At 71.2% G+C, this 24,967-nt stretch carries 26 protein-coding genes; 15 read left to right on the top strand and 11 right to left on the bottom strand.

Annotated features, from left to right (window positions below):
- Genes ORV05_RS24000 through ORV05_RS24010 form a run of 3 tightly spaced genes read right to left on the bottom strand, consistent with a single transcriptional unit; the run spans nucleotide 1 to nucleotide 3,840 of the window.
- Nucleotides 1-2,397 carry an aerobic carbon-monoxide dehydrogenase large subunit gene (locus tag ORV05_RS24000; RefSeq protein ID WP_268754278.1) on the bottom strand — a complete coding sequence of 799 codons (2,397 nt, stop codon included), beginning with the start codon at nucleotides 2,395-2,397 and terminating at the stop codon, nucleotides 1-3.
- On the bottom strand, nucleotides 2,394-2,942 hold the full coding sequence (locus tag ORV05_RS24005; RefSeq protein ID WP_268759872.1) for a (2Fe-2S)-binding protein: 549 nt from the start codon (nucleotides 2,940-2,942) through the stop codon (nucleotides 2,394-2,396). Before ORV05_RS24005 ends, ORV05_RS24000 begins: the two co-directional genes overlap by 4 nt.
- Before the next feature lie 4 nt (nucleotides 2,943-2,946).
- Nucleotides 2,947-3,840, bottom strand: coding sequence for an FAD binding domain-containing protein (locus ORV05_RS24010; RefSeq protein WP_268754279.1), 894 nt, complete (start codon nucleotides 3,838-3,840; stop codon nucleotides 2,947-2,949).
- Between the two features lie 100 nt (nucleotides 3,841-3,940).
- Here ORV05_RS24010 and ORV05_RS24015 point away from each other — a divergent pair, with 100 nt between their 5' ends.
- Nucleotides 3,941-4,876 carry a LysR family transcriptional regulator gene (locus ORV05_RS24015; protein WP_326938081.1) on the top strand — a complete coding sequence of 312 codons (936 nt, stop codon included), beginning with the start codon at nucleotides 3,941-3,943 and terminating at the stop codon, nucleotides 4,874-4,876.
- A 9-nt stretch (nucleotides 4,877-4,885) separates the two neighbouring features.
- Here ORV05_RS24015 and ORV05_RS24020 read toward each other — a convergent pair whose 3' ends face one another.
- The 3 genes from ORV05_RS24020 to hemW form a co-directional block, all read right to left on the bottom strand.
- A complete protein-coding gene (locus ORV05_RS24020) occupies nucleotides 4,886-5,923 on the bottom strand; it encodes a hypothetical protein (protein WP_268754281.1) in 1,038 nt (345 codons plus the stop codon).
- A 3-nt stretch (nucleotides 5,924-5,926) separates the two neighbouring features.
- On the bottom strand, nucleotides 5,927-6,421 hold the full coding sequence (locus ORV05_RS24025; RefSeq protein WP_268754282.1) for a SigE family RNA polymerase sigma factor: 495 nt from the start codon (nucleotides 6,419-6,421) through the stop codon (nucleotides 5,927-5,929).
- 101 nt (nucleotides 6,422-6,522) lie between these two features.
- A complete protein-coding gene (gene hemW, locus ORV05_RS24030) occupies nucleotides 6,523-7,662 on the bottom strand; it encodes a radical SAM family heme chaperone HemW (protein ID WP_268754283.1) in 1,140 nt (379 codons plus the stop codon).
- On the opposite strand from hemW, the gene ORV05_RS36530 reads away from it, so the two are divergent.
- From ORV05_RS36530 to ORV05_RS24080, 11 genes are all read left to right on the top strand, one after another.
- A complete protein-coding gene (locus ORV05_RS36530; RefSeq protein ID WP_407652539.1) occupies nucleotides 7,650-7,832 on the top strand; it encodes a putative leader peptide in 183 nt (60 codons plus the stop codon). The genes hemW and ORV05_RS36530 overlap by 13 nt on opposite strands.
- 120 nt (nucleotides 7,833-7,952) lie before the next feature.
- A complete protein-coding gene (locus ORV05_RS24035) occupies nucleotides 7,953-9,647 on the top strand; it encodes a nitrite/sulfite reductase (protein WP_268754284.1) in 1,695 nt (564 codons plus the stop codon).
- A complete protein-coding gene (locus ORV05_RS24040; RefSeq protein ID WP_268754285.1) occupies nucleotides 9,644-9,793 on the top strand; it encodes an Insertion element protein in 150 nt (49 codons plus the stop codon). The genes ORV05_RS24035 and ORV05_RS24040 overlap by 4 nt, the downstream gene beginning before the upstream one ends.
- Nucleotides 9,790-10,494, top strand: a complete 705-nt coding sequence (locus tag ORV05_RS24045) for a phosphoadenylyl-sulfate reductase (RefSeq protein ID WP_268754286.1) — start codon at nucleotides 9,790-9,792, stop codon at nucleotides 10,492-10,494. Before ORV05_RS24040 ends, ORV05_RS24045 begins: the two co-directional genes overlap by 4 nt.
- Nucleotides 10,495-10,525: 31 nt before the next feature.
- Nucleotides 10,526-11,458 carry a sulfate adenylyltransferase subunit CysD gene (gene cysD / locus ORV05_RS24050; protein WP_268754287.1) on the top strand — a complete coding sequence of 311 codons (933 nt, stop codon included), beginning with the start codon at nucleotides 10,526-10,528 and terminating at the stop codon, nucleotides 11,456-11,458.
- Entirely contained in the window at nucleotides 11,458-12,759 is a 1,302-nt protein-coding gene (locus ORV05_RS24055; protein ID WP_268754288.1) for a sulfate adenylyltransferase subunit 1, read from the top strand. Before cysD ends, ORV05_RS24055 begins: the two co-directional genes overlap by 1 nt.
- Nucleotides 12,760-12,789: 30 nt before the next feature.
- Nucleotides 12,790-13,854 carry an ABC transporter substrate-binding protein gene (locus ORV05_RS24060; RefSeq protein ID WP_268754289.1) on the top strand — a complete coding sequence of 355 codons (1,065 nt, stop codon included), beginning with the start codon at nucleotides 12,790-12,792 and terminating at the stop codon, nucleotides 13,852-13,854.
- A gap of 41 nt (nucleotides 13,855-13,895) precedes the next feature.
- Nucleotides 13,896-14,696: an ABC transporter ATP-binding protein gene (locus ORV05_RS24065; RefSeq protein WP_268754290.1), complete on the top strand. Its 801-nt coding sequence runs from the start codon at nucleotides 13,896-13,898 to the stop codon at nucleotides 14,694-14,696.
- Nucleotides 14,683-15,558 (top strand): ABC transporter permease, encoded by an 876-nt coding sequence (locus ORV05_RS24070; protein ID WP_268754291.1) that lies wholly within the window; start codon nucleotides 14,683-14,685, stop codon nucleotides 15,556-15,558. The genes ORV05_RS24065 and ORV05_RS24070 overlap by 14 nt, the downstream gene beginning before the upstream one ends.
- Nucleotides 15,558-16,289 (top strand): sirohydrochlorin chelatase, encoded by a 732-nt coding sequence (locus tag ORV05_RS24075; protein ID WP_268754292.1) that lies wholly within the window; start codon nucleotides 15,558-15,560, stop codon nucleotides 16,287-16,289. Before ORV05_RS24070 ends, ORV05_RS24075 begins: the two co-directional genes overlap by 1 nt.
- A gap of 57 nt (nucleotides 16,290-16,346) precedes the next feature.
- Nucleotides 16,347-17,120 (top strand): enoyl-CoA hydratase family protein, encoded by a 774-nt coding sequence (locus ORV05_RS24080; RefSeq protein ID WP_268754293.1) that lies wholly within the window; start codon nucleotides 16,347-16,349, stop codon nucleotides 17,118-17,120.
- 197 nt (nucleotides 17,121-17,317) lie between these two features.
- On the opposite strand, the gene ORV05_RS24085 is transcribed toward ORV05_RS24080, so the two are convergent.
- From ORV05_RS24085 to ORV05_RS24095, 3 genes are read right to left on the bottom strand one after another with little or no spacing between them, the layout of a single operon-like run.
- Nucleotides 17,318-17,680 (bottom strand): barstar family protein, encoded by a 363-nt coding sequence (locus tag ORV05_RS24085; protein WP_144589023.1) that lies wholly within the window; start codon nucleotides 17,678-17,680, stop codon nucleotides 17,318-17,320.
- 6 nt (nucleotides 17,681-17,686) lie between these two features.
- Nucleotides 17,687-18,103 carry a ribonuclease domain-containing protein gene (locus tag ORV05_RS24090; protein WP_268754294.1) on the bottom strand — a complete coding sequence of 139 codons (417 nt, stop codon included), beginning with the start codon at nucleotides 18,101-18,103 and terminating at the stop codon, nucleotides 17,687-17,689.
- Nucleotides 18,104-18,162: 59 nt separating this feature from the next.
- A complete protein-coding gene (locus ORV05_RS24095) occupies nucleotides 18,163-18,363 on the bottom strand; it encodes a hypothetical protein (protein WP_268754295.1) in 201 nt (66 codons plus the stop codon).
- Between the two features lie 43 nt (nucleotides 18,364-18,406).
- Between ORV05_RS24095 and ORV05_RS24100 the strand changes: the two genes are divergently transcribed.
- The 3 genes from ORV05_RS24100 (at nucleotide 18,407) to ORV05_RS24110 (ending at nucleotide 21,963) form a co-directional block, all read left to right on the top strand.
- Entirely contained in the window at nucleotides 18,407-19,372 is a 966-nt protein-coding gene (locus ORV05_RS24100) for a zinc-binding dehydrogenase (protein WP_268754296.1), read from the top strand.
- A gap of 114 nt (nucleotides 19,373-19,486) precedes the next feature.
- Nucleotides 19,487-20,449: an alpha/beta hydrolase gene (locus tag ORV05_RS24105; RefSeq protein WP_268754297.1), complete on the top strand. Its 963-nt coding sequence runs from the start codon at nucleotides 19,487-19,489 to the stop codon at nucleotides 20,447-20,449.
- 110 nt (nucleotides 20,450-20,559) lie between these two features.
- Nucleotides 20,560-21,963, top strand: coding sequence for an amino acid permease (locus ORV05_RS24110; protein WP_268754298.1), 1,404 nt, complete (start codon nucleotides 20,560-20,562; stop codon nucleotides 21,961-21,963).
- On the opposite strand, the gene ORV05_RS24115 is transcribed toward ORV05_RS24110, so the two are convergent.
- A complete protein-coding gene (locus ORV05_RS24115) occupies nucleotides 21,964-23,010 on the bottom strand; it encodes an NAD(P)H-dependent flavin oxidoreductase (RefSeq protein WP_268754299.1) in 1,047 nt (348 codons plus the stop codon).
- A 73-nt stretch (nucleotides 23,011-23,083) separates the two neighbouring features.
- Entirely contained in the window at nucleotides 23,084-24,937 is a 1,854-nt protein-coding gene (lepA, locus tag ORV05_RS24120; RefSeq protein WP_268754300.1) for a translation elongation factor 4, read from the bottom strand.
- Between the last annotated feature and the right edge of the window lie 30 nt (nucleotides 24,938-24,967).

The raw sequence follows: 24,967 nt of genomic DNA on the forward strand, positions 1-24,967 counted from the left end.
TCAGGTGATCGCCAGGTCCGGGCGCAACGGACGTCCCTGCATCGCCCGCCACACCGCGGCGGGGGTCAGTGGCATGTCGGCGTGCCGTACGCCGTAGGGCTTCAGCGCGTCCAGCACCGCGTTGACCACCGCGGCGGGCGAGCCGACCGTGGCCGACTCCCCGATGCCCTTCGCGCCGATCGGGTGGTGCGGCGACGGCGTGACCGTCTCGCCCAGCTGCCAGGACGGGCATTCCAACGAGGTGGGCAGCAGGTAGTCCATGAAGGACCCGCCGAGGTGGTTGCCGTCCTCGTCGAAGGCCATCACCTGCATCAGCGCCATGCCGACCCCTTCGGCGAGCCCGCCGTGGATCTGGCCCTCCACGATCATCGGGTTGATCCGCACCCCGCAGTCGTCGACGGCGACGAACTTCCGCACCCTGACCTGCCCGGTGTCCGAATCCACCTCCACCACGCAGATGTAGGCGCCGAACGGGTAGGTCAGGTTCGGCGGGTTGTACACGCAGGTCGCGTCCAGATGCCCCTCCACACCTTCGGGCAGCTCCAGACTCGAATGCGCGGCCATCGCGATGTCCTGAATGGACTTGCCCGCTTCGGGATCGCCTTTGACGAACCAGCGGCCCTTCTCCCATTCCAGGTCGTCGGGGCTGACTTCGAGCATCGCCGAGGCGACCAGCCTGGCGCGCTCGCGCACCCGGCGCGCCACCACCGCCGTGGCCGCGCCGGACACCGGGGTCGAGCGTGATCCGTAGGTGCCCAGCCCGAACGGGGTCTGGTCGGTGTCGCCGTGCACCACGTCGATGTCGTCCGGCGGGATGCCCAGCTCCTCGGCCACGATCTGCGCGAACGTGGTCTCGTGCCCCTGCCCCTGGCTCTGGCAGGACAGGCGCAGCACCGCCTTGCCGGTGGGGTGCACGCGCAGTTCGGCCCCGTCGGCCATGCCGAGCCCGAGGATGTCCATGTGCTTGCGTGGCCCCGCGCCGACCGCTTCGGTGAAGAACGCCACCCCGATGCCGAGAAGGTCGCCGCTTTCGCCGTTGGCGTTCAGCTCCCGCCGCTGCGCCTGTTCGGCGCGCAGTTCGTCGTAGTCCACCATGTCCATCGCCATGCGCAGGGCACGCGGGTAGTCGCCCGAGTCGTACTCCCAGCCGGTCTTGGTGAGGTACGGGAACTGCTCGGCCCGCAGCAGGTTGCGCATCCGCAGGTGCGCCGGGTCCACGCCGAGGTCGTAGGCGAGCACGTCCACCATCCGTTCGACGAGGTAGACCGCCTCGGTGATGCGGAACGAGCAGGCGTAGGCGACCCCGCCGGGTGCCTTGTTCGTGTAGACCCCGGTGACCTCGCAGTGCGCGGCCTCGATGTCGTAGGACCCGGTGAACACGCCGAAGAACCCGGCGGGGAACTTCGACGGCTGCGCGGTGCCGTTGAAGGCGCCGTGGTCGGCGAGCACCTTCACCCGGATCCCGAGGATCTTCCCGTCCTTTGTGGACGCTATCTCGCCGTGCATGTGGTAGTCGCGGGCGAAGGAGGTGCTCATCAGGTTCTCCGAGCGGTCCTCCATCCACTTCACCGGTTTCTGCGTGAGGATCGACCCGACGATGGCGCACACGTAACCGGGGTAGATGCCGACCTTGTTGCCGAAGCCGCCGCCGATGTCCGGCGACACCACCCGGATCCGGTGCTCCGGCAGGCCGGCGACCAGTGCGTAGACGGTGCGGTGCGCGTGCGGTGCCTGCGTGGTGGTGTACATCGTGAGCTTGCCGGTGACCGGATCCAGGTCGGCCACCGCGCCGCAGGTCTCCATCGGCGCGGGATGCACCCGCGGATAGATCATGTCGGCCGCCGCGACCACGTCCGCGGCGGCGAACACCTCGTCGGTGCGGGCGCGGTCCCCGGCCTCCCAGTCGAAGATGTGGTTGTCCGTGCGGCCTTCGATGTCGTCGCGGATCACCGGCGCGTCTTCGTCGAGCGCATGGCGGGCGTCGACCACCGGGGGCAGCGGCTCGTACTCGACGTCGATCAGTTCCAGCGCGTCCCGCGCCGAGTACCGGTCCTCGGCCACGACGAAGGCCACCTCCTGGCCTTGGAAGCGGACCTTGTCGGTGGCCAGCACGGCCTGCACGTCGTGCGACAGCGTCGGCATCCACGCCAGGTTCAGCCCGGCCAGGGTCTCGCCGGTGATCACCGCGCGCACCTTCGGATGCGCCTGCGCCGCGCTGGTGTCCACCGAGAGGATCTTCGCGTGCGCGTGGGGGCTGCGCAGCACCGCGCCGTGCAGCATGCCGGGCAGCACGATGTCGTCGACGTAGTTGCCGTGCCCCCGCAGGAACCGCACGTCCTCCTTGCGGTGCATCCGCCCGAAACCCATCGGGGTCGGGTGCTCCTCGATGGCGGTCATGCCTGCACCTCCTTCCCGGTGTCCGCCGCGGTCTCCCTCATCGTGTCCACCGTGGTCTCTTCGGTTCTCGGCGCGGCGACCGTCACCGCCTCCTGCTCGGCGGCCCAGCGGATCGAACGCACGATGTTCTCGTAACCGGTGCAGCGGCACAGCTGCCCGGAGATGGCCTCGCGGATGTCCTCTTCGGACGGGTCAGGGTTGTGGTCGATCAGCCACCGGGCGGTCATCATCATGCCGGGTGTGCAGAACCCGCACTGGAGGCCGTGGCAGGCTCGGAAGCCCTGCTGGACCGGATCGAGACCGTCCTTTCCGGCCAGCCCCTCCACGGTCCGCACGCGATGCCCGTCGGCCATCACCGCCAGCACCGTGCACGACTTCACCGGAACCTCGTCGAGCCACACCACGCACGCCCCGCAGTTGGACGTGTCGCATCCCCAGTGCGTCCCGGTCAGGCCGAGGGTGTCCCGCAGGAAGTGCACCAGCAGCAGGCGCGGTTCGACTTCGCGCCGGTGGACCTGCCCGTTGACCGTCACGCTGATTTCCATCACCTCACGCCTCCGTTTCCCCGACGGCCGGGTGGCCGCCCCGCCAGCGGTGCAGCGCGGCCTTGAGCGCCCTCGCGGTGAGGGTCGCGGCGAGATGCCGCTTGTAGTCCACCGGACCGCGCTGGTCGGCGACCGGCGCGCAGTGCTCCGCGGCGATCGCCCCGGCCTGCTCGAAACGGGCCTGGGTGGCGGGCCCGCCGGTGAGAAACTCCTCGGCCTCGGGCGCGCAGAAGCTTCTCGCGCCGAGTGCGGTGAGGCCGATGCCCGCTTCGGCCACCGTCTCACCTTCCAGGCGCAGTTCGGCGCCGGCGGCGGCCACCGCCCAGTCCCCCGCCCGCCGCTCGACCTTCCGGTAGGCCGAGGCCGAGGACCGGATCGGCACCCGGAGCCCCACCAGCAGTTCCCCGTCGCCGACCACGGTCTCGTACGGGCCGCGGAAGAACTCCCGCACCGGCACTGTCCGCTGCCCGTAGATGCCCTGGATGACCGCCTCGCCGCGGACCGCGGCGAACGCCGCCGACAGGTCCTCGGACGGGTCGGCCTGGCACAGCGAGCCGCCGACGGTGCCCCGGTTGCGCACGACCGGATCGGCGATGACGCGTTCCGCGTCGTGGAAGATCGGGAAATGCTCGCCCACCACGGCGGAGGCCAGCAGCTCGGCGTGCCGCACCATCGACCCGATGCAGAGGGTGTGCTCCTCGACGCTGATCCGGGCCAGCTCACCGATTTCGTTGATGTCGATGAGCGCCTGCGGCTGTGCCAGCCGCAGCTTCATCATGGGGATGAGGCTGTGCCCTCCGGCCAGGATCCGGCTCTCCGGCCCGTACTGGGCGAGCAGCCTGAGCACCTCGTCGACGCTCGTCGCTTTCTCGTACTGGAACTGGGCAGGTACCTGCATGACGGGCAGCCTCCGTCGCCGGAGGGCCGGCGGCAACGGCTCCATAAGCTTTCCCTTATCCCACCAGGAAGAATGACCCAGGTCACGTAGAATGCCGGAGGTGACGCTCGGTCAGCTCAGCGCGTTCGTCCTGGTCGCCCGGCTCGGCTCGGTGACCGGCGCGGCGCGGGCCCTGGGCGTGAGCGAGCCCGCGGTGTCGCAGGCGCTGGCCGCGCTGCGCCAGCACCACGGCGACAAGCTCATCGTGCGGACCGCCGACGGGATGAAGCTGACCCCGGCCGGGGGCCGCCTCCTGCCCATCGCCTCGCAGATGGTGGCCCTCGGTGCCGATGCCGACGCGGCCGTCCGGGAGGCCAGCGGCAGGGCCGAGCGGCTGCACGTCGCGGTCACCAGCACGCTCGCCGAGTTCGTGGCGAACCCGCTGCTCGAAACGTTCGCCGCGCGCTCCGGCCTGCCCGTGGACGCCTCGGCCGGGCTGGCGCGGACCGCCGAGATGCCGGTGCTGGTGGGCAACCGGCTCGCCGACGCCGCCCTCGGCCCCGCCTTCGAAAGCGGCCTCGACAGCACCCCCGTCTTCCGCTGCACCCTCGTCGCCGTGGCCGCGCCGCAGGCCCGCTACCGCGGGAACCCGGCGAGCTGGCCGTGGCTGGTCGGCCCCTCCGGCGCCGATCCGGACAGCGACACCGCCAAGGTGCTCCAGCGGCTCGGGGTGGCCGACGACGCCATCCAGGTCTTCCCGAACCAGACCGCCGCCTGGTCGGCCGCGGCGGGCGGCCACGGCGTCTCGATCGCGATCGAGCACCTCGCGGCCCCCCAGCTCCGCCGCCGCGAACTCGCGGTCGTGCCCACCGCCGCCACCCCCGCGACCCTGTGCTGGCACGTGACGACCCTGCCCCGGGACCGGCAGTCCGCCGCGGCCGCTTCCCTGCGGCACTTCCTGGCCACCCCCGCGGCGATGCAGGTGATGCGTTCCCCCGGTGCGGGCGTGCCCCCGTCCCGCTTCCGGCCCCCGGTCTACGTCACCATCTGGAGCTGACCGGGCCGTTCACCGTGCCGGGACGGCGGAGACGGCCAGCGGCACGAGCAGCGCCTGATCACCGGATCCGGTGTGGATAACGAGCCAGTGCTCTTCCCCGAAGGACCGGGTGACCCTCCGGCCGTCCGGGGCGATCCACAACGGCACCCCGTCCACGACGGTCGCCGTGCCGGCCGCATCCCCCGGGCGGGTGGTGGCGGAAGCGGGCGGTGCAGTGATCGTCGTCGAACTGGCCGGGGGCCGCGCACTCGTGCTCAAGCTCTGCCGCGCGCTCGTCTCCGGGCCCCGGAACACGGCGGCGAGGGCGGCTTCGACCGAGACGCACCGGTCGTCCGTGCCCTGGGTGTCGGCCGGTTCCACCCCGGGCGGGCACAGGACCAGCCTCTCGCTCTTCGGGTTCCAGGACCACGAGACCAGCCGCAACGAGGCCGGCACCTTCAGCGACCGGATCATCCCCGTCGGCGTGGCCGGCATGGCGCGGAAGGACTTCGCGATCCTGATCAGGACGGGGAGGTCGTTCGTGATGCCGCCGCTCAAGACGGCCCACCGGCCGTCGCCGAACGGCCACGACACCGCGATCTCCTTTCCCCCGGCGAGCGGGCGCACCTTCACCGGGAAGTCGTAGCCGCCCACCCTCGTGAGCGGCAGTAGCGGGTTCGGGTCGTGATCCTCGACGGCGATCCGGAACACCTCCCCCCGCCACACGGTGCTGTGGTACTCGGCACTCGTCTCGTGCGGACCGATCGACCAGTCGCTCAGCTCGTACCCCTGCAGTTCGAGGGTGAACGGCAGCGTCGGGACCACCACTTCACCGGCGCCCGGCGAGGCGACCGGCAGCGTGGGCTGCCCGTCGTCCTGGCGCAGCCAGGAAAGGCCCACGGCCAGGCCCACCGTGGTCACCGCCACCAGGGTGGCCGCACCCAGAGCGCGCCGCCGCGCGCGCCGCCGCCGGATCCGGCGCCCGGTGCCGGCGAGCACCTCTTCGGGGTCGGGGGCCAGCACTTCACGGATGCGCAGGGCTTCCCGCAGTTCGTCCGTACCGTCCATTGCTCAGGCCACCTCCAGTTCGTTCTTCATGCGGGCCCGCAGGATGGACAGGCCACGCGAAATATGGCTCCGCACGGTTCCGAGGGCGCACCCGAGCACCTCGGCGATCTCGCCGTCGTCGCGGTCTTCGTAGAAGCGGAGCACGATGGCCGCCTGCTGCGGACGGCTCAGCCCGGCCAGCAGGGCGGCGAGCTGCTCGTGGTCGGCGATGCGTCCGGCCGGGTCGGCGACCTGCCCTTCGGTGAACCGGCTGGTGTCCTCCACCGCCCGCACGGACCGCTGGTACCAGCGGCGGCGCCACGAAAGGTAGCCGTTCACCACCATCTTGCGCAGGTACAGGTCGGGTCTTTCGGTCTCCGACACCCGCTTCCAGCGCGCGTGTGCCCGGACGAGGGCGTCCTGGACGATGTCCTGCGCCAGGTCACGATCCCCGCTGAGCACGGCCGCGAACCGCACCAGCCCGGGCAGCTGTTCCCGGGAGAACTCCTCGAAGTGCACATCCGCCTAATGCCCGCACCCCCGCGATCGGTTGCAGTCCCACCGCAGAAGTGGCCCAGACCTCTCCCGAGCCCTTCACGGCCTCGCCCGCGCGGGGCGGGTCAGTCGGCGAGCCTGCGGACGACGGCGTCGGCGAGCAGGCGGCCGCGGTCGGTGAGCACGGCCCGGCCCTGATCCAGTGCCTCCGGGGTGAGCAGCCCTTCGGACGCCGCGGCGCGCGCCTCGGCCAGTCCCCCGGGCTCCAGTGCCTCCAGCGGCAGCCCCTCCGCCAGCCGCAGTTCGAGCATGATCCGTTCCAGGTACCGGTCCGCGTCGGTGAGCACCTCCCGGCCAGCCTCCGGCGACTTCCCCTCGGCCAGCAGCGCGGCGTACCGGGCCGGGTGCTTCACGTTCCACCAGCGCACCCCATCGAGGTGGCTGTGGGCGCCGGGACCCGCCCCCCACCAGTCGCCGCCCTGCCAGTAGCCCAGGTTGTGCCGGCAGCGGGCCTGGGGGGAAGCCGCCCAGTTCGACACCTCGTACCAGTCCAGGCCGGCGGCGGTGAGGGTCCGGTCGATCAGTTCGTAATAGGCGGCGAGCACGTCCTCGTCCGGGGCGGGCAGCTCGCCGCGACGCACCCGGCGCGCCAGCGCGGTGCCGTCCTCGACGATCAGCGAGTACGCGGACACGTGGTCGACCCCGGCCTGGAGCACGGCGTCGAGCGAGGCCCGCAGGTCCTCGATCCGTTCCCCCGGGGTGCCGTAGATGAGGTCCAGGTTCACGTGCTCGAACCCGGCCTCGCGTGCCTCGATCGCCGCGGCCACGGGGCGTCCCGGTGTGTGCACGCGGTCGAGGACCCGGAGCACGTGGCGCGCCGCGGACTGCATGCCCAGCGAGATGCGCGTGTAGCCCGCTTCCCGGATGCCCGCGAAGAATTCCCGGGAAGTGGACTCCGGATTGGATTCCGTGGTCACCTCGGCACTCGGGGCGATCCCGAAGGAGCCCCGGATGGCGTCCAGCACGGCGGCGAGTCCGTCCGCACCCAGCAGCGACGGGGTGCCACCGCCCACGAACACCGTTTCGGCGGGCCTCGCGCCCGGCTGGGAAGCTCCGAAGTCCAGCTCACGCCGCAGTGCTTCCAGCCAGGACGACGGTGACGCGGCCGAACCCAGCTCGCCCGCCGTGTAGGTGTTGAAGTCGCAGTAACCGCATCTGGTCGCACAGAACGGCACGTGCACGTACACCCCGAATGGCCTTCCCACCCCATCAGTGTCCCACTGTCAAGCCCGTTCCCAGGACGTGGGCGCGTCTGGAACACAGGGTGGACACGTGGCACGGTGAACTCGTGACTCATGCCGGTGTTCTCCTCGTGGCGCGCCGCCACGTCGATCTCCGGCGCGTGGCCAGCGCCCTGTGCCGCACCTTCCGCTGACGCCGCCGCGCTTTCCCCACCAGCCGCCGGCGCCGGACGCCGCGGACTGCCTTCCCACGCCAGGGATCCAGGGGCAACCGGTGGCGCCGGCGCCCTCCGACCGCCCGGAGGACCCCCAGAATGTCCGACACCTCCACCCCCCGCACCCCGCGCGCCCGGCAGCGCCGCGGCAAGGGTCAGTGGGCGCTCGGCTACCGCGAGCCGCTCAACCCCAACGAGCGTTCGAAGAAGGACGACCATCCGCTCAACGTGCGCGCCCGGATCGAGGGGACCTACGCCCACGGCGGGTTCGCCTCGATCGACCCGGGTGACCTGCGCGGCCGCTTCCGCTGGTACGGCCTGTACACGCAGCGCAAACCCGGCATCGACGGCGGCCGGACCGCGGCGCTGGACCCGGAAGAACTCGACGACGAGTACTTCATGCTCCGCGTCCGGATCGACGGCGGCGCGCTGACCACCGAGCAGCTCGCGCTGATCGGCGAGATCTCCCAGACCTACGCACGGGACACCGCCGACATCACCGACCGGCAGAACGTCCAGTACCACTGGATCCGCGTCGAGGACATGCCCACCATCTGGGCCAAGCTCGAAGGCGCGGGGCTGACCACGATGACCGCCTGCGGCGACAGCCCGCGCGTGATCCTCGGCTCGCCGCTGGCGGGCATCGCCGACGACGAGATCATCGATGCCACCCCGGCCATCGACGAGATCAAGCGCCGTTACCTCGGCAAGCCCGAATACGCCAATCTGCCGCGCAAGTTCAAGACCGCGATTTCCGGGCTGCCGGACGTGGCGCACGAAATCCACGATGTCGCCTTCGTCGGGGTGCACCACCCCGAGCACGGTCCCGGCTTCGACTTGTGGGTCGGCGGCGGGCTGTCCACCAACCCGATGCTCGCGCAGCGGCTGGGCGCGTGGGTGCCGCTCGCCGAAGTGCCCGAGGTGTGGGAGGGCGTGATCAGCGTCTTCCGCGACTACGGCTACCGCCGCCTGCGTTCCCGCGCGCGGCTGAAGTTCCTCGTCAAGGACTGGGGGGCGCGGAAGTTCCGTGAAGTCCTCGAAACCGAATACCTCGGGCGCAGGCTGCTCGACGGTCCCGCACCCCAGGCGCCCGGACGCCACCGGGACCACGTCGGCGTGCACCGCCAGAAGGACGGCACGTTCTCGGTGGGCACGGCGCCGATCGCCGGCCGTGTGTCCGGCTCCACGCTGATCGCGGTGGCCAAGGCCGCCGAACGCGCCGGTTCCGCCCGCGTGCGCCTGACGCCGCTGCAGAAGCTCGTGGTGCTCGACGTGCCGGAGACGGAAGTGCCGGGACTGCAGGCCGAACTCGCCGAACTCGGCCTGCCGAGTGAGCCGAGCCCCTGGCGGCGCGGCGTGATGGCCTGCACCGGCATCGAGTTCTGCAAGCTCGCGATCGTGGAGACCAAGGCGCGGGCGCGCGAGCTGGTCACCGAACTGGAGCGGCGCCTGGCCGACATCGAGTCCGAACTGGACACCGGGGACAGCCCGGTCACCGTGCACCTCAACGGCTGCCCGAACTCCTGCGCCCGCATCCAGACCGCCGACATCGGGCTCAAGGGCCAGATCGTCACCGACGACGAGGGCAACCAGGTCGAGGGTTTCCAGGTGCACCTGGGCGGCGGCCTCGGCCTCGACGCCGGGTTCGGCCGGAAACTGCGCGGGCACAAGGTGACCGGCGGCGAGCTGGTCGGCTACGTCGAGCGGGTGGTGCGCAACTACCACGCGGGCCGGGAACCGGGCGAGCGGTTCGCGCAGTGGGCGGCACGGGCCCCGGAGGACGAGCTGCGATGAGCGAGCGCGCCACACCGTTCCACTGCCCCTACTGCGGCGAAGAGGATCTGCGCCCGGAAGAAGCCGAGGGCTGGCTGTGCGTCGCCTGCCGCCGGGTGTTTTCCGTGAAGTTCATCGGAATACGGCAACCAGAGGGAGTGCGATGACCACGGCCACCAGGGAAGCGGAACTGCGGGCGCTGGCGGAGGAGGCGGGCCGGGCGCTGGCGGACGCGGACGCGCTCACCGTGCTGAAGTGGACCGCCGACACCTTCGGCGACGACTTCATCGTGGCCTCGAACATGCAGGACGCGGTGCTCATCGACCTGGCAACCCAGGTCAAGTCCGATGTGGACGTTCTGTTCCTCGAGACCGGATACCACTTCGCGGAGACGATCGGGACCCGGGACGCGGTCGCCACCGTCTACCCGGACATCCGGATCGTCAACGCGGTGCCCGAGCAGACCGTGGCGCAGCAGGACGCCGAGTACGGCCCGAAACTGCACGAGCGCGACCCGAACCTGTGCTGCCAGTTGCGCAAGGTGGTTCCGTTGCGCAGGACCCTGTCCCGCTATTCGGCCTGGGTCACCGGGGTGCGCCGGGTCGACGCACCGACCCGCGCGGACACCCCGATCGTCACCTGGGACGAGCGCAACGGCCTGGTGAAGATCAACCCGATCGCCCCGTGGTCCGACGAGGAGTTCCGCGACTACCTCGAATCCCACGGCGTCCTGGAGAACACGCTCGTCTCCGAGGGCTACCTGTCGATCGGCTGCGCGCCGTGCACGGCCAAGGTCGCCCCCGGCGCCGACCCCCGCAGCGGACGGTGGGCGGGCAAGGCCAAGACCGAATGCGGCCTGCACGGCTGAACGAGGGCGAAAAGGGTTCAGAAAGGCAGCCATGACTTCCGTTTCCGTACCCGGAACCGGCGTGACGGTGTTCGATTCCGACCACCTCACCGCGCTGGAGTCCGAGGCCATCCACATCTTCCGCGAGGTGGCGGGCGAGTTCGACCGCCCGGTGATCCTCTTCTCCGGCGGCAAGGACTCCACCCTCCTGCTGCACCTGGCGATCAAGGCGTTCTGGCCGGCGCCGGTGCCGTTCCCGCTGCTGCACGTGGACACCGGCCACAACTTCGACGAGGTCATCGCGTTCCGCGACGAGGTGGTGGCCCGGCACGGCCTGCGCCTGGTCGTGGCGCGCGTGCAGGACTGGATCGACGACGGGCGGCTCACCGAACGCGCCGACGGCACCCGCAATCCGCTGCAGACCCAGCCGCTGCTGGACACCATCGCCGAGCACCGGTTCGACGCGGTGTTCGGCGGAGGCCGCCGCGACGAGGAGCGCGCCCGCGCCAAGGAGCGCATCTTCAGCCTCCGCAACGCCTTCGGGCAGTGGGATCCGCGACGGCAGCGTCCCGAGTTGTGGAACCTCTACAACGGACGGCACCGTCCGGGAGAACATGTGCGGGTGTTCCCGCTGTCCAACTGGACCGAAGCCGACGTGTGGCACTACATCGCCCGCGAGGGGATCGAGCTGCCCTCGATCTACTACGCGCACCGCCGTCCGGTCTACCGGCGGGACGGGATGTGGCTCACCTCCGGCCCGTGGGGCGGGCCGCGCGAAGGCGAGGACGTCCGGGAACTGAGCGTGCGCTACCGCACCGTGGGCGACGGTTCCTGCACCGGCGCGGTGGAATCCACCGCGACCACGGTGGAGGAAGTCATCGCCGAGGTGCTGGCGAGCCGGCTCACCGAGCGCGGCGCGACCCGGGCCGACGACCGCCTGTCCGAAGCCGCCATGGAGGACCGCAAGCGAGAGGGCTACTTCTGATGAGCTCATTACTTCGCCTGGCCACCGCGGGCAGTGTGGACGACGGAAAGTCCACTTTGGTCGGCCGGTTGCTCTACGACACCAAGTCGGTGCTGGCCGACCAGCTCGACGCGGTCACCCGCGCCAGCGTGGACCGTGGTCTGTCCACACCGGACCTCTCCCTGCTGGTCGACGGGCTGCGCTCCGAGCGCGAGCAGGGCATCACCATCGACGTCGCCTACCGCTACTTCGCCACCCCCAAGCGGACCTTCGTGCTGGCCGACACCCCGGGGCACGTGCAGTACACCCGCAACACGGTCACCGGCGCCTCCACCGCCCAACTGGCGGTGCTGCTGGTCGACGCGCGCAAGGGCGTGGTCGAGCAGACCCGCCGCCATGCCGCGGTGCTCGCCCTGCTGGGCGTGCCCCGGCTCGTGCTCGCGGTGAACAAGATCGACCTCGTCGACTACGACGAGGAGACCTTCGCCGTGATCACCAAGGAGTTCACCGCGCACGCCACGGCGCTGGGGTACGCGGAGGGCGCGGTGCTCGCCATCCCGGTGTCCGCGCTGGCCGGGGACAACGTGGTGGAGCGTTCGGCCAACACCCCCTGGTACACCGGCCCGACCCTGTTGCACCACCTCGAAACGGTGCCGCCCGCGCCCGACCCGCACGACGTCCCGTTCCGGTTCCCGGTGCAGTACGTGATCCGCCCGCGCACGCCCGAACACCCGGACTACCGCGGCTACGCGGGCCAGGTGGCGGCGGGCACCGTGCGGCCGGGTGACGAGGTCGTGGTGCTGCCCGCGGGGCTGCGCACCACGGTGGCGCGGATCGACACCGCCGACGGCGAACTCGCCTCCGCGGAGGCGGGCCGCTCGGTCACCCTCGTGCTCGCCGACGAGCTGGACATCTCCCGTGGTGACGTCATCGCCGCCGCGGGCCGGGCGCCGGTGCCGTCGGACGAGCTGGACGCGACCCTGGCCTGGCTGTCCGACAAGCCGCTGCGTCCGGGCGCCCGCGTGCTGGTCAAGCACGGCGCGCGCACCGTGCCCGCCTTCGTCGAGAAACTCACCGCCCGCTTCGACGAGCAGCGCTTGTCCAGTGTGGACTCTCCGGAAACGCTGGAGCTCAACGACATCGGCGCTGTCCGCGTGCGCACCGCGGAACCGTTGCCGGTGGACGACTACGCGGTCAACCGCCGCACCGGGGCGTTCCTGCTGATCGACCCCGCCGACGGCACCACCCTCGCGGCCGGCCTCGCCGGTGCCCCGCTGCCGATCCTGCGCGGCGACCGCGACGAAGTCTCCCCCGGTCCGTAGTCCCTTCTCCCCCAACGGAAAGGTCCCCCCATGAGAGCCCAGCGACGTGGCATCGGCCTGCTCGCCACGGCACTGACCGTCCTGGCCATGCTCAGCGGCTGCACCCGCGCCGGTGGCTCCGACAGCGCCGCGCCCGCGGCCGACCAGGGTGCCGCGGCCGAGGTGCGGCTGGGCTACTTCCCCAACGTCACGCACGCTTCGGCGCTCATCGGGCTGGACAAGGGCTACTTCGCGCAGCGGCTCGGCAGCGGCACCAAACTCGTCCCCACCCGGTTCAACGCGGGTCCGGACGAGGTTTCGGCGCTGCTGGGCGGTTCGCTCGACATCGGGTTCATCGGCTCGGGCCCGGCGATCAACGCCTTCGCCAAGTCCGACGGCCGGACGGTGCGCCTGATCTCGGGGGCGACCTCGGGCGGCGCCCAGCTGGTGGTCAAGCCGGAGATCACCGCCCCGCAGGACCTCCACGGCAAGATCATCGCCGATCCGCAGGCCGGCAACACCCAGGACGTCGCGCTCAAGAAGTGGCTGGCGGAGCAGAAGCTCACCGACGTCAGCGTGCAGAACGAGGACAACGCGGTGACGCTGGACCAGTTCGGCAAGGGCGCGATCGCCGGGGCGTGGCTGCCCGAGCCGTGGTCGTCGCGGCTGGTCGCCGACGCCGGGGCGAAGGTGCTGGTGGACGAGAAGAGCCTGTGGCCTCAAGGGCGGTTCCCGACCACGGTCGTGGTGGTGCGCACGCAGTTCCTGGCGCAGCATCCGCAGACGGTGCAGGCGGTCCTGCGCGGCCTGCTGGACGCCGGCTCCCTGGCCGCCACCGACCCGGCCGAGGCCAAGGCCGCGGTCAACCGGCAGCTGAAGGCGCTCACCGGTTCGAGCCTTTCGCCCGCCGTGCTGGACCGGGCGTTCTCCTCGATCGAGCTGACCACCGATCCGCTGGCTTCGCGCTTCCCTCAGCTGGCCCAGGACCAGGTGACCGCGGGCGTGGCCAAGACGGCGCCGAAGCTGACCGGTTTCTTCGATCTCACCGCGCTGAACACCGTGCTCGCGCAGGCCGGGAAACCGGCGGCCGACGCCGCGGGCCTGGACGCCCATTGATCGCCGACGATCGCGACGACCGAGGAAGGCAGGCGAGACTGATGACGGCCACGGTGGAGGATTCCGTGCGACCGGCCACGGGGCACGCCGTGCGGCTGGCCGGGGTGCACAAGAGCTTCGGCCAGGGCCGCCGCACGATCGCCGCGCTCGCCGGGGTCGACCTCGACGTGGCCCCGGGCGAGTTCGTCTGCCTCCTCGGCGCGTCCGGCTGCGGCAAGACCACGCTGCTCAACCTGATCGCCGGACTGGACCGCCCCTCCGCGGGCACGATCGAGCTGAACAGTTCCCGGCCCGCGGTGATGTTCCAGGAAGCGGCGCTGATGCCGTGGCTGACCGCCGCGGCCAACGTGGAACTGCCGTTGCGGCTGGCCGGGGTGCCCCGCGCGGCCCGCAAGAGCCGCACCGGTGAACTGCTCGAACTGGTCCGCCTCGACGGGGCGGGCAGGAAGCGGCCGCACGAGTTGTCGGGTGGCATGCGCCAGCGCGTCGCGCTGGCGCGCGCGCTCGCCTCGGCGCTGCACACCTCGGACGAGGCGGCCTCGCGGCCCTCGCTGCTGCTCATGGACGAGCCTTTTTCCGCGCTCGACGCGATCACGCGCGACGTGCTGCAGGGCGAGCTGCTACGGGTCTGGCGCACCACCGGCACCGCCGTCGTGTTCGTGACGCACGATGTTCGCGAGGCCGTGCGGCTGGGGCAGCGCGTGGTGCTGCTGTCCTCGCGGCCGGGACGGGTGGTGCAGCAGTGGCCGGTCGGCGGGCTTTCCGCGCCCGAAGAACGGACGCTGACCGAGACGATCAACCAGCGTCTGCGTGAGGTGATCTCCAGTCATGCCGCGGCTTGACGATCTCGACGCGGCGGTCGGCGCGGGCCTCGACGCCCTCGACACTCCCCCCGAGGACGCCGAACGGCCGGGCCGCGCGGCACGGTTGCTGCGGGCCGTTGTGCCGCCCGTGGCGTTCCTCGTGCTCGTCATCGCGGTGTGGCAGGCGCTGTGGGCGGCGGCGCTCTGGCCCGAATACCAGCTCCCCGCGCCGCTGGCGGTGGGCGGGGAACTGTGGACGCGGGTGGCCGACGGCGAGGCGCTCGGCTTCGTCTGGACTTCGGTGCACCGCGCCGTGTTCGGCTTCCTGATCGCGATCGTGCTCGCCACCCCGCTCGGGCTGCTGGTGGCCAAGGTGCGCCTGGTGCGCTCGGCGCTCGGGCCGTTCCTGTCCGGCCTGCAGAGCCTGCCTTCGGTGGCCTGGGTACCGGCCGCGGTGCTGTGGTTCGGGGTCTCCCCCACCGCGATGTACGCGGTGCTGCTGCTGGGCAGCGTGCCGTCGATCGCCAACGGGCTGGTGGCCGGGATCGACCAGATCCCGCCGATCCTGCCGCGCGTGGGCAAGGTGCTCGGCGCGGGCAGGCTCAGGGCGTCGTGGCACATCCTGCTGCCCGCCGCGCTGCCCGGTTATCTCGCCGGGCTCAAGCAGGGCTGGGCGTTCTCGTGGCGTTCGCTGATGGCGGCCGAGATCATCGCGACCTCCCCGTTGCTGGGCAAGGGGCTGGGCGCCTACCTCGACGACGGCAGGACGCTGTCGGACATGCCGACGGTGATCTCGGCGATCGTGCTCATCCTGCTGGTCGGGGTGGGCATCGAACTGCTGGTGTTCCGCCCGCTGGAGCGGTCGGTGCTGCGAGCCCGCGGGCTGAGCGGATCGGTGTGATGGCCCCGCCACTGGTCGTCGTCGCGCACGGCAGCCGCGATCCGCGGTCGGCGGCGGCGATCCACGCGCTGGCCCGGTCGTTCCCCGCGGACGGCCCGGAGATCCATGTGTCCTTTCTGGACCTGTCCGCGCCGTTGCTGCCGGACGTGCTGCGCGGCCTGCACGCACGGGGGCACCGGCACATCGTGGTGGTGCCGCTGCTGCTCGGCAGCGCCTACCACGCCCGGGTCGACGTGCCCGCGCTCGTGGCGCACGTGCGGGGGCCGCGGGTCACCGTGTCCGGCGTACTGGGCCCCGACCCGGTGCTGGCCGAGGCCGCGCTCGAGAAGCTGATCGCGGCCGGTGCCGATCCCGGCGACCCCGGCCAGGGCGTGGTGCTCGCCGCGGCCGGGTCTTCGCACGCCCCGGCGAACGCGGCGGTGGCCCTGCTGGCGCGACAGTGGACAGCGCGGTACCGGATGCGCGTCGTCCCGGCGTTCGCCAGCGCGGCGCGGCCGGACGTCCCCGCCGCCATCGCCCGGCTCCGGGCCCAGGGCGCCCGGCGACTGGCCGTCGCGTCGTGGTTTCTGGCCCCCGGCCGCCTCCCGGACCGGATCGCGGCACTGGCCCGCGAGGCCGACCCCGCCGTCCGGCTCGCCGGGCCCCTCGCCCCCGATCCGCGCGTCGGCTCCGTTGTCCTGGCCCGCTACCGCGAGTCCCTCGCCCCCGTTCGCCTCGCACTGGCGACGTGACGCGGGCCTCGTCACGGTGGGCGGATCACACTCCCGCTCTGTGGCAAGGTGACAGCCATGCCTGACGAACTGGTGCACTACTCAGTGGCGAGTGGTACCGCGACGATCACCCTCGACTCACCGCACAACCGCAACGCGCTGTCCTCGCAGCTGCGGCGCGAACTGCGCGAGAGCCTGACGAAGGCCCAGGACGACGACGCCGTCCGGGTGATCGTGCTCACCCACACCGGTCCGGTGTTCTGCTCCGGGATGGACCTCAAGGAGGCCAGGGGAGCCGAGGCCGGCAACCAGGGTGTCAACGAGTTCCCCGGGATCCTCGAACAGCTGTGGAACAGCCCGAAGCCGGTCGTCACCCGCCTGGCCGGGCCCGCCAGGGCGGGCGGCGTCGGCATGGTGGCCGCCTCTGACATCGTGGTGGCCGCGCGCGAGGCCACCTTCGCCTTCTCCGAGGTCCGGATCGGTGTGGTCCCGGCGGTCATCTCGCTGGTCGTCCTGCCCCGGATCGCGCCGAGGGCGGCGCAGGAACTGTTCCTCACCGGCGAGGTGTTCGACGCCGAGCGCGCCGCCCGGATCGGGCTCATCACGGCCGTGACCGATGCGGAGGGGCTGGACGACGAGGTGGCCCGCTACGTGCGCGCACTGGTCCTGGGCGGCCCGAAGGCGCTGGCCGCGACGAAGGAACTGCTGGCCGCCCCGAAACCGGCCTCGCCGTCGGCCGGGTTCGCGGCGATGAACGAGCTGTCCGCGCGGTTCTTCGCGAGCGAGGAGGGCCAGGAAGGCATCACCGCCTTCGCCCAGAAGCGCCGCCCCGCCTGGGTCCCCGCCGACTGACCCTGCCCGGCCGCGGATTGCCGTGAAGGGTCTTGTGTCCCACGCTGGGACCGGTGCCGGGTGCCCTGAAGGTCGCCTTCAGGGTCATAAACGCCCTCAAGGCCACCTTGAGGGCACGGCCCTGCTCCGAGGCACGCCGCCCCTGTCCGGGCGCTGACCCTTCACGGCCCGGCCGGCCCCTCAAGAGGCGGCGGGGGTCAGGCGTCGATGAGGGTGACGGTGAGGCGGCGGCTGTCCGCCCGGTCCCCGCCCGGCGCGAGGGCCCGCTCGGCGTCGGAGAGGACACTGCGGATCGCCAGGTACGCCCTGGGGTCGGCCTGCTTGAGGTCCTCGGAACCGGCCCAGATGAGCACGTGCTCGCCGCTGGGGAGCCACGACAGGTCGGTGAGGCAGTCGTAGAGGGCGTCGAGGTTGCGGCCGAACCAGTCGGGGAACGACAGGGCCGCGGCGATGGCCTCCATCGTGGACATCTTGTCCACCGGATGCCCGGCCAGCAGATGCGAGTAGGCGCCCCGCGCACGGGCCTGCTCGGTGACGGTCTTGACGGTGAGCTGCTCCATGGCCTTTTACCTGCTGGGATCGACGACGACGAAGGTGGAGTAATGGTCACCGGTGTAGTAGAGCTCCTGCGACCTACCGGTGATCAGCCGTCGCGGGCCCCGGTCCTGGCTGCCGGGGGTGGGCACGGTGTACTCATGGTAATAACCCGACTGCTTTTCGGGCAGCCGTTTCTCCCGGTTCTCGAACACCACCCCGTCGTTGCGGGGATACGGGAACGGACCGCCCTTTTCGATCAGTTTCCAGGTTTGGGCGGCTTCGGGCGGGAGGGTGGACAGGGCGCGCGCGGGCAGCGAGGCCGTACTGGGTCCGGGCCCCGTACCGCCGCTGCCGCCGACCTCCCTGACCAGCCACCCGCCGAGGACGAGCACGATGAGCCCGATCAGGGCGACCGTGATGCGCCTTCTGCTGGTGGAGGTCTTCATCGGCGGCACCCGCGTGCGAAACGCACACCTGTCCCGTTCATCTTCGACACCAGCACACCTTAAGACCGGGGCGGGCAGTCCCGGTCGGGGGCCGAGCCGAACCAGGCGCCGATCCGGTCGACGATCCGGTCGATCAGCCACGCCGCGCCGAGACACAGCGGTCCGAGCACGGCGACGACCAGGATGAACTGGAGGGGGAACCACAACTGCGCGAGCCACAGCTCGGCGTTGTCCCACCAGTTGGCCAGCCCGTTGAACACAGCTCACAGCGTACGCGCCGCTTGATCGCGGTACGTTGCTGGCATGTTCGCCGTGTACGCCCGAGAACCGAAGCCGGACAACCCGCTGGACGCGCTCGTCGTGGGGGAGCGCCCCGAGCCGGAGGTGCCGGATGGCTGGGTGAAAGTCGCTGTCAAGGCCGCCAGCCTCAACATGCACGACATCTGGACCCTGCGCGGGGTGGGGATCAAGGGGGAGCAGTTCCCGATGATCCTCGGCTGCGACGGGGCCGGAGTGCTCGAGGACGGCACCGAGGTCGTCCTGCACTCGGTGGTCAACGCCCCCGGCTGGCAGGGTGACGACACCCTCGACCCCAAGCGCACCCTGCTCACCGAGAAGCACCAGGGCACCTTCGCCGACTACGTGGTGGTCCCGGCCCGCAACGCCATTCCGAAGCCGGCGGGCCTGTCGTTCTCCGAGGCGGCCGTGATGGGCACCGCGTGGCTGACCGCCTACCGCATGCTCTTCGTCAAGTCGGGGCTGCGGCCCGGGCAGACGATGCTGGTGCAGGGCGCCTCCGGCGGCGTGTCGACCGCGCTGATCCAGCTGGGCCGCGCGGCCGGTTTCCGGGTGTGGGTGACCGGACGCAGCGAGGAGAAGCGGGCACTGGCCGAGTCGCTGGGCGCGCACCAGGCCTTCGAATCGGGCGCGCGTCTGCCGGACCGGGTGGACGCGGTGTTCGAGACGGTCGGGAAGGCGACCTGGGGTCATTCGCTCAAGTCGCTCAAGCCGGGCGGCATCGTGGTGGTGTCCGGTTCGACCAGCGGTCCCGACCCGAGCGCCGACCTGCAGCGCGTGTTCTTCCTGCAACTGCGGGTGGCCGGGTCGACCATGGGCACCCGGGACGAACTGGAAAGCCTGCTCCACTACGTGGACCTGGCGGGGATCCGGCCCCAGATCGGGGCGGAGCTGCCGCTCGCGGACGCGGAGAAGGGATTCCGGGACATGCTCGCGGGCGAGACGGCCGGAAAGATCGTGTTCACGAAGTGAACCGGCGGAAATAGGCCCCGGCCTGCGGCAAGGCCTTGCCGGCGCGCTCCCGATGCGGCTTTGTGACCCGGAAAACCTTGAGGAAAAATGAGATTTCCTCGCTAATCTGGGTACATGACCGCAATGAGGCGGGAACAAGGCCAGGCTCCGGACGCTCGCCCGGCCGGCCCGGATCCGATCCGGGCCGGCTACCGCAGCTATGCCGGCGTCCGGACCCGCGTACTGGAAACCGTCTCGGCCCGGCAGACCAGCGGGCCGAGGCTGGTGCTGCTACACGGTTACTGCGACAGCGCGGACACGTGGCGCCCCGTGCTGGCCGAACTCGCCGAAGCGGGGCTCCCCGCGGTCGCGGTCGACCTGCCCGGATTCGGTGACGCCGAGCCCCTGCGGCCCGGCGCGATGCTGCCGCAACTGGACCTGTTCGTCGACGCGGTCCTCAAGGAGCAGACGGCCCAGGGCGATGTGGTGCTCGCGGGGAACTCCCTCGGCGGCACCATGAGCCTCCGCGCGGCCTACACCTCCCGGCGGCCGGTCACCGGCGTGGTGTCCGTCGCCGCCCCCGGATTCGTCGACCGCTGGCTCGTGCGCGCGGTGGGCAGCCTGCCCCTGCGGATGTGGTCGTCGCTGCCCCTGCCCGTCCCCGGGTTCCTGGTGCGCTCGATCGCCGAGTACGTGGTGCCGAGGCTGCTCTACGCCGATCACGGGGTCGCCGAACAGGAGCACGTCCGGCGCTTCACCGAACTCTTCCCCGACTACCGGACCGCGACCAGCAGGCTGGACCAGGCGCGGCAGCTCGTCGAGGAGCTCGCCGAGGCCTACGGCGGGATCGACGGCATCGAGGTACCCCTGCTGGTGGTCGCCTGCGGCAAGGACCGGCTGGTCAGCGCCGATTCCGGCCGCCGCCTGCATTCCCTGGTGCCGCACAGCCGCCTGCTGGTGCGGGAGGACTGGGGGCACTGCCCCCAGCTCGACGACCCCTCGGCCCTGGCCGAGCTGCTCGGTTACTTCGCCGCAGGCGCGCTCCGCAGGCGCGGGGAGGAACGGGTGGCGGACCGGCTGGAGGCGGCCGCGGGCTGAGCGCGGGTCCGCCAGGAGCAAGCACGAAGCCTCCGTTCGCAGCTGCCGTACCGGGACGATTTGGGAGTACCGTGCCCGAATCGCCGTTCGCGGACTGATTGGGGACGTTCATGGCCGCCGCCGGGATCTTCCGCCGCAAGCCCATCGACCAGATCGAGTCGGCGGAGACCGGCGGCCTGCAGCGCACCCTCGGCCTGTGGCAGCTGACCGCCATCGGCATCGGCGGCATCATCGGCGCCGGGATCTTCTCCCTGGCCGGGGCCGTCGCGCACGAGACCGCGGGCCCGGCGGTACTCATCTCCTTCCTCATCGCCGGTGTCGCGAGCGCGGCGGCGGCCTTCTCCTACGCCGAGTTCGCCGGGCTCATCCCGCGAGCCGGTTCGGCCTACACCTACGGCTACGCGGTGCTGGGCGAGCTCGTCGGCTGGTTCATCGGCTGGGACCTGCTGCTGGAGTACACCGCGATCGTCGCGGTGGTCGCCATCGGCATCTCCGGCTACTTCAACGACCTGCTGGGCTTCCTGCACGTGAAACTGCCGTTGTGGATGTCCGGCGCGCCCGGCACCGAACCGCACGGCGTCGCCCCCGGTTCCTACAAGGTGAACCTGTTCGCCGTGCTGCTGTGCCTGCTGATCGCCTTCGTGCTCAACCAGGGCATGCGCTCGGCGGCGCGGTTCGAAACCCTGCTGGTGTACCTCAAGATCGCCCTGGTGCTGCTGGTGATCGTGGTCGGGGCGTTCCACGTCAGTACCGGCAACTGGTCGGACTTCTTCCCGTTCGGCATCGGCGGCGCCTTCACCGGGGCCGCCACCGTGTTCTTCGCCGTGTTCGGCTACGACGCCATGTCCACCGCGGCGGAGGAGTCCCGCGACTCCCAGAAGCACATGCCCAAGGCGATCCTGTACTCGCTCGGCATCTCCATGGTCCTGTACGTGCTGGCCTGCCTGGTGCTCACCGGCATGGTCCCCTACCCCGAGATCAGCAGCGAAAGCGCGTTTTCCAGCGCGTTCGCCTCGGTCGGCCTTCCCGCGCTCGGCGCGGTCATCGCGGTGGGCGCGATCCTGGGCATCCTGACCGTGCTGTTCACCTTCCTGCTCGGCGCCACCCGCGTGGGCTACTCGATGAGCCGCGACGGGCTGCTGCCGCCGTGGTTCTCCGCCACCCACCCCCAGCGGAGGGTGCCCACCCGGATGACCTGGGTGCTCGGCGTCGCCGCCGCGGTCATCGCCGGCCTGCTGCCGATCGGGGCCGCGGCGGAGCTGACCAACATCGGCATCCTGCTCGCGTTCGTGGTGGTGTGCGTCGCGGTGATCGTGCTGCGGCGCCGCAGGCCCGACCTGCCCCGGAGCTTCCGCTGCCCGTGGGTGCCGGTGGTACCCGCGATCGGTGTGGTGTTCTCCCTGTGGCTGATCACCTTCCTGCGCCCGGAGACCTGGCTGCGCTTCGCGGTCTGGTTCGTGCTCGGCCTGGCGATCTACTTCGGGTACTCGCGCCGCCACTCGCGGCTGGCGTGATCAGTCCAAGGCGACCCGGCGCAGCGCCGCCAGTGCCTGTTCGCGCAGCCTGCCGAAGATCTCCGCCGCGGGCCCCTCGGTCACCAGCGGGTAGGTCTGCCCCGCCCACAGGCTCAGCCCCTCCTCGTCCCCCACCCGGGCGGCGGCGGCCCGCACCGGCCGGGTGAGGTGGTGCACCTGCGGGTAGGCCGCGGGGGCGTGTGCGGAGTTCTCGGTGAGGAACCCGTTCACGATGCCGCGGGCGGGCCGTCCGCTGAACGCGCGGGTGAAGGCCGTGCCGCGGCCGCCTTCGGCCAGCGCCCGCCGGTGCACCGGCTGCGTCCCGGCCTCGTCGGCGCGCAGGAACGCCGTGCCCGCCTGGGCCGCCACCGCGCCCGCCGTGAGCACCGCGGCCACATCCGCGCCGTGCACCAGGCCACCGGCCGCGATCATTGGCAGTCCGGTCCGGACCGAGACCAGCCGCAGGGCGGCCAGCAGCCCGTAGGCCGCGCCCCCGGCCGGATCTTCCGGGTCGTCGGTGAACAGCCCGCGGTGCGCCCCCGCCTCGAAACCCTGTACACACAGGGCATCCGCGCCGACCCCCGCGGCACGCGCCGCCTCGTCCGGGTTCGTGACGGTGACGACCACCCGGCTGCCCGCCTCGTGCAGGCGCGCCACGTCCTCCGGTGAAGGCAGGCCGAAGGTGAAGGACACCAGCGGGACGCGCCGGGCCACCACGGCATCCAGCTTGGCCGGGTAGTCGTCGTCGTCCCAGCGTGGTTCGCCCGGTTCGGCCCCGTACCGCCGCGCCACCTCCGAAACCCGCGCGACGTACCCGGACAGGTCCACTGTGGACCTTTCCCCGGGCACGAAGAGGTTGACCCCGAACAGGCCCCCGGTCAGCTCCCGGGTCTTCGCGATCTGCGCTTCCAGCGCCTCGGCCTTGAGGTAGCCGCCCGCGAGGAAACCCGATCCCCCGGCCTCGACCACCGCGGCCACCAGCTCCGGGGTGGAAGGCCCGCCCGCCATCGGCGCGACCAGCAGCGGAAAGCGCAAGTCCTCGAACATGCCCCCACCCTAAGCCCGTCCACGGGTCCCACGCTCCGTGGCGTGAGTCCCACGCTCCGCGCCCGGGCGGGGTTTACTTCTTGCCCTTGCCGCCCTTGTCGCCGGGTTCGGAAGTGGACAGCGCCGCGACGAAGGCCTCCTGCGGGACCTCGACCCGACCGACGGTCTTCATCCGCTTCTTGCCTTCCTTCTGCTTCTCCAGCAGCTTGCGCTTCCGCGAGATGTCACCGCCGTAGCACTTCGCGAGCACGTCCTTGCGCATCGCGCGGATCGTCTCGCGGGCGATGATGCGGGACCCGATCGCCGCCTGGATGGGCACCTCGAACTGCTGCCGCGGAATGAGTTCGCGCAACCGCGAGGCCATCTTGTTGCCGTAGCCGTAGGCGGCGTCCTTGTGCACGATCGCGGAGAACGCGTCCACCGGCTCACCCTGCAGCAGGATGTCGACCTTGACCAGATCGGCGACCTGGGTGCCTGCCTCCTCGTAGTCCAGCGAGGCGTACCCGCGGGTGCGGGACTTCAGCGAGTCGAAGAAGTCGAAGATGATCTCCGCGAGCGGCAGGTGGTACCGCAGCTCGACGCGGTCCTCCGACAGGTAGTCCATGCCCAGCAGCTGCCCGCGCTTGCTCTGGCACAGCTCCATGATCGCGCCGATGAACTCGGCCGGGGCGATCACGGTGACCTTGGACAGCGGCTCGTGCACCTCGGAGATCTTGAAGCCGCCGGGCCAGTCCGAGGGGTTGGTGACCACGTGCTCGCTGCCGTCCTCGAGCACCACGCGGTAGACCACGTTCGGCGCGGTCGAGATCAGGTCGAGGCCGAACTCCCGCTCCAGGCGGTCGCGGGTGATCTCCAGGTGCAGCAGGCCGAGGAAACCGCACCGGAAACCGAAGCCCAGCGCCACCGAGGTCTCCGGCTCGAAGGTCAGCGCCGCGTCGTTGAGCTGCAGCTTCTCCAGGGCCTCGCGCAGTTCCGGGTAGTCCGAGCCGTCCAGTGGGTACAGCCCGGAGAACACCATCGGCTTGGGCTCGCGGTACCCGGTCAGCGGTTCGGTGGCGCCCTTGCGTTCCGAAGTGACCGTGTCACCGACCCGGGACTGGCGAACGTCCTTCACCCCGGTGATCAGGTAACCCACCTCACCGACGCCCAGCCCGGCGCAGGGCTTGGGTTCCGGCGAGATGATGCCGACCTCCAGCAGCTCGTGCGTCGCGCCGGTGGACATCATCCGGATGCGCTCCCGCGGCGTGATCTTGCCGTCCACGACCCGGATGTAGGTGACCACACCGCGATAGGTGTCGTACACCGAGTCGAAGATCATCGCGCGGGCCGGGGCGTCCGGATCGCCCTGCGGCGGCGGGATCTGGCGGACCGCCTCGTCGAGCAGTTCCTTCACGCCCTGCCCGGTCTTCGCCGACACCCGCAGCACGTCGCCGGGGTCGCAGCCGATGATGTTCGCCAGCTCGGCGGCGTACTTGTCGGGATCGGCCGCGGGCAGGTCGATCTTGTTCAGCACCGGGATGACGTGCAGGTCCTTGTCGAGCGCGAGGTAGAGGTTCGCCAGCGTCTGCGCCTCGATTCCCTGCGCGGCGTCGACCAGCAGGATCGCGCCCTCGCACGCCTCCAGCGCCCGCGAGACCTCGTAGGTGAAGTCGACGTGGCCCGGCGTGTCGATCAGGTGCAGCACGTGGTCCTGGCCGTCCACCTGCCACGGCAGCCGCACGTTCTGCGCCTTGATCGTGATGCCGCGCTCCCGCTCGATGTCCATCCGGTCGAGGTACTGGGCCCGCATGGCGCGCTCCTCCACCACGCCGGTGAGCTGCAGCATGCGGTCGGCCAGCGTCGACTTCCCGTGGTCGATGTGGGCGATGATGCAGAAGTTCCGGATCAGCTCCGGGGGCGTGAAGGTGGTGTCGGCGAACGTCGTCACGAAATTCCTCGGCTCGGTCGTGGTCGGCAC

This window comes from Amycolatopsis cynarae, from assembly GCF_026802195.1.
Taxonomy (GTDB): Bacteria; Actinomycetota; Actinomycetes; order Mycobacteriales; family Pseudonocardiaceae; genus Amycolatopsis_E; species Amycolatopsis_E rhizosphaerae.

Coding starts and splice junctions, on each gene's coding strand:
- ORV05_RS24000 (WP_268754278.1), bottom strand. CDS start 2,397: ATGACCGCCATCGAGGAGCACCCGACCCCGATGGGTTTCGGGCGGATG.
- ORV05_RS24005 (WP_268759872.1), bottom strand. CDS start 2,942: ATGGAAATCAGCGTGACGGTCAACGGGCAGGTCCACCGGCGCGAAGTC.
- ORV05_RS24010 (WP_268754279.1), bottom strand. CDS start 3,840: ATGCAGGTACCTGCCCAGTTCCAGTACGAGAAAGCGACGAGCGTCGAC.
- ORV05_RS24020 (WP_268754281.1), bottom strand. CDS start 5,923: ATGGACGGTACGGACGAACTGCGGGAAGCCCTGCGCATCCGTGAAGTG.
- ORV05_RS36530 (WP_407652539.1), top strand. CDS start 7,650: ATGGCCTTCCCACCCCATCAGTGTCCCACTGTCAAGCCCGTTCCCAGG.
- ORV05_RS24035 (WP_268754284.1), top strand. CDS start 7,953: ATGTCCGACACCTCCACCCCCCGCACCCCGCGCGCCCGGCAGCGCCGC.
- ORV05_RS24040 (WP_268754285.1), top strand. CDS start 9,644: ATGAGCGAGCGCGCCACACCGTTCCACTGCCCCTACTGCGGCGAAGAG.
- ORV05_RS24045 (WP_268754286.1), top strand. CDS start 9,790: ATGACCACGGCCACCAGGGAAGCGGAACTGCGGGCGCTGGCGGAGGAG.
- cysD (WP_268754287.1), top strand. CDS start 10,526: ATGACTTCCGTTTCCGTACCCGGAACCGGCGTGACGGTGTTCGATTCC.
- ORV05_RS24055 (WP_268754288.1), top strand. CDS start 11,458: ATGAGCTCATTACTTCGCCTGGCCACCGCGGGCAGTGTGGACGACGGA.
- ORV05_RS24060 (WP_268754289.1), top strand. CDS start 12,790: ATGAGAGCCCAGCGACGTGGCATCGGCCTGCTCGCCACGGCACTGACC.
- ORV05_RS24065 (WP_268754290.1), top strand. CDS start 13,896: ATGACGGCCACGGTGGAGGATTCCGTGCGACCGGCCACGGGGCACGCC.
- ORV05_RS24070 (WP_268754291.1), top strand. CDS start 14,683: ATGCCGCGGCTTGACGATCTCGACGCGGCGGTCGGCGCGGGCCTCGAC.
- ORV05_RS24075 (WP_268754292.1), top strand. CDS start 15,558: ATGGCCCCGCCACTGGTCGTCGTCGCGCACGGCAGCCGCGATCCGCGG.
- ORV05_RS24080 (WP_268754293.1), top strand. CDS start 16,347: ATGCCTGACGAACTGGTGCACTACTCAGTGGCGAGTGGTACCGCGACG.
- ORV05_RS24085 (WP_144589023.1), bottom strand. CDS start 17,680: ATGGAGCAGCTCACCGTCAAGACCGTCACCGAGCAGGCCCGTGCGCGG.
- ORV05_RS24090 (WP_268754294.1), bottom strand. CDS start 18,103: ATGAAGACCTCCACCAGCAGAAGGCGCATCACGGTCGCCCTGATCGGG.
- ORV05_RS24100 (WP_268754296.1), top strand. CDS start 18,407: ATGTTCGCCGTGTACGCCCGAGAACCGAAGCCGGACAACCCGCTGGAC.
- ORV05_RS24105 (WP_268754297.1), top strand. CDS start 19,487: ATGACCGCAATGAGGCGGGAACAAGGCCAGGCTCCGGACGCTCGCCCG.
- ORV05_RS24110 (WP_268754298.1), top strand. CDS start 20,560: ATGGCCGCCGCCGGGATCTTCCGCCGCAAGCCCATCGACCAGATCGAG.
- ORV05_RS24115 (WP_268754299.1), bottom strand. CDS start 23,010: ATGTTCGAGGACTTGCGCTTTCCGCTGCTGGTCGCGCCGATGGCGGGC.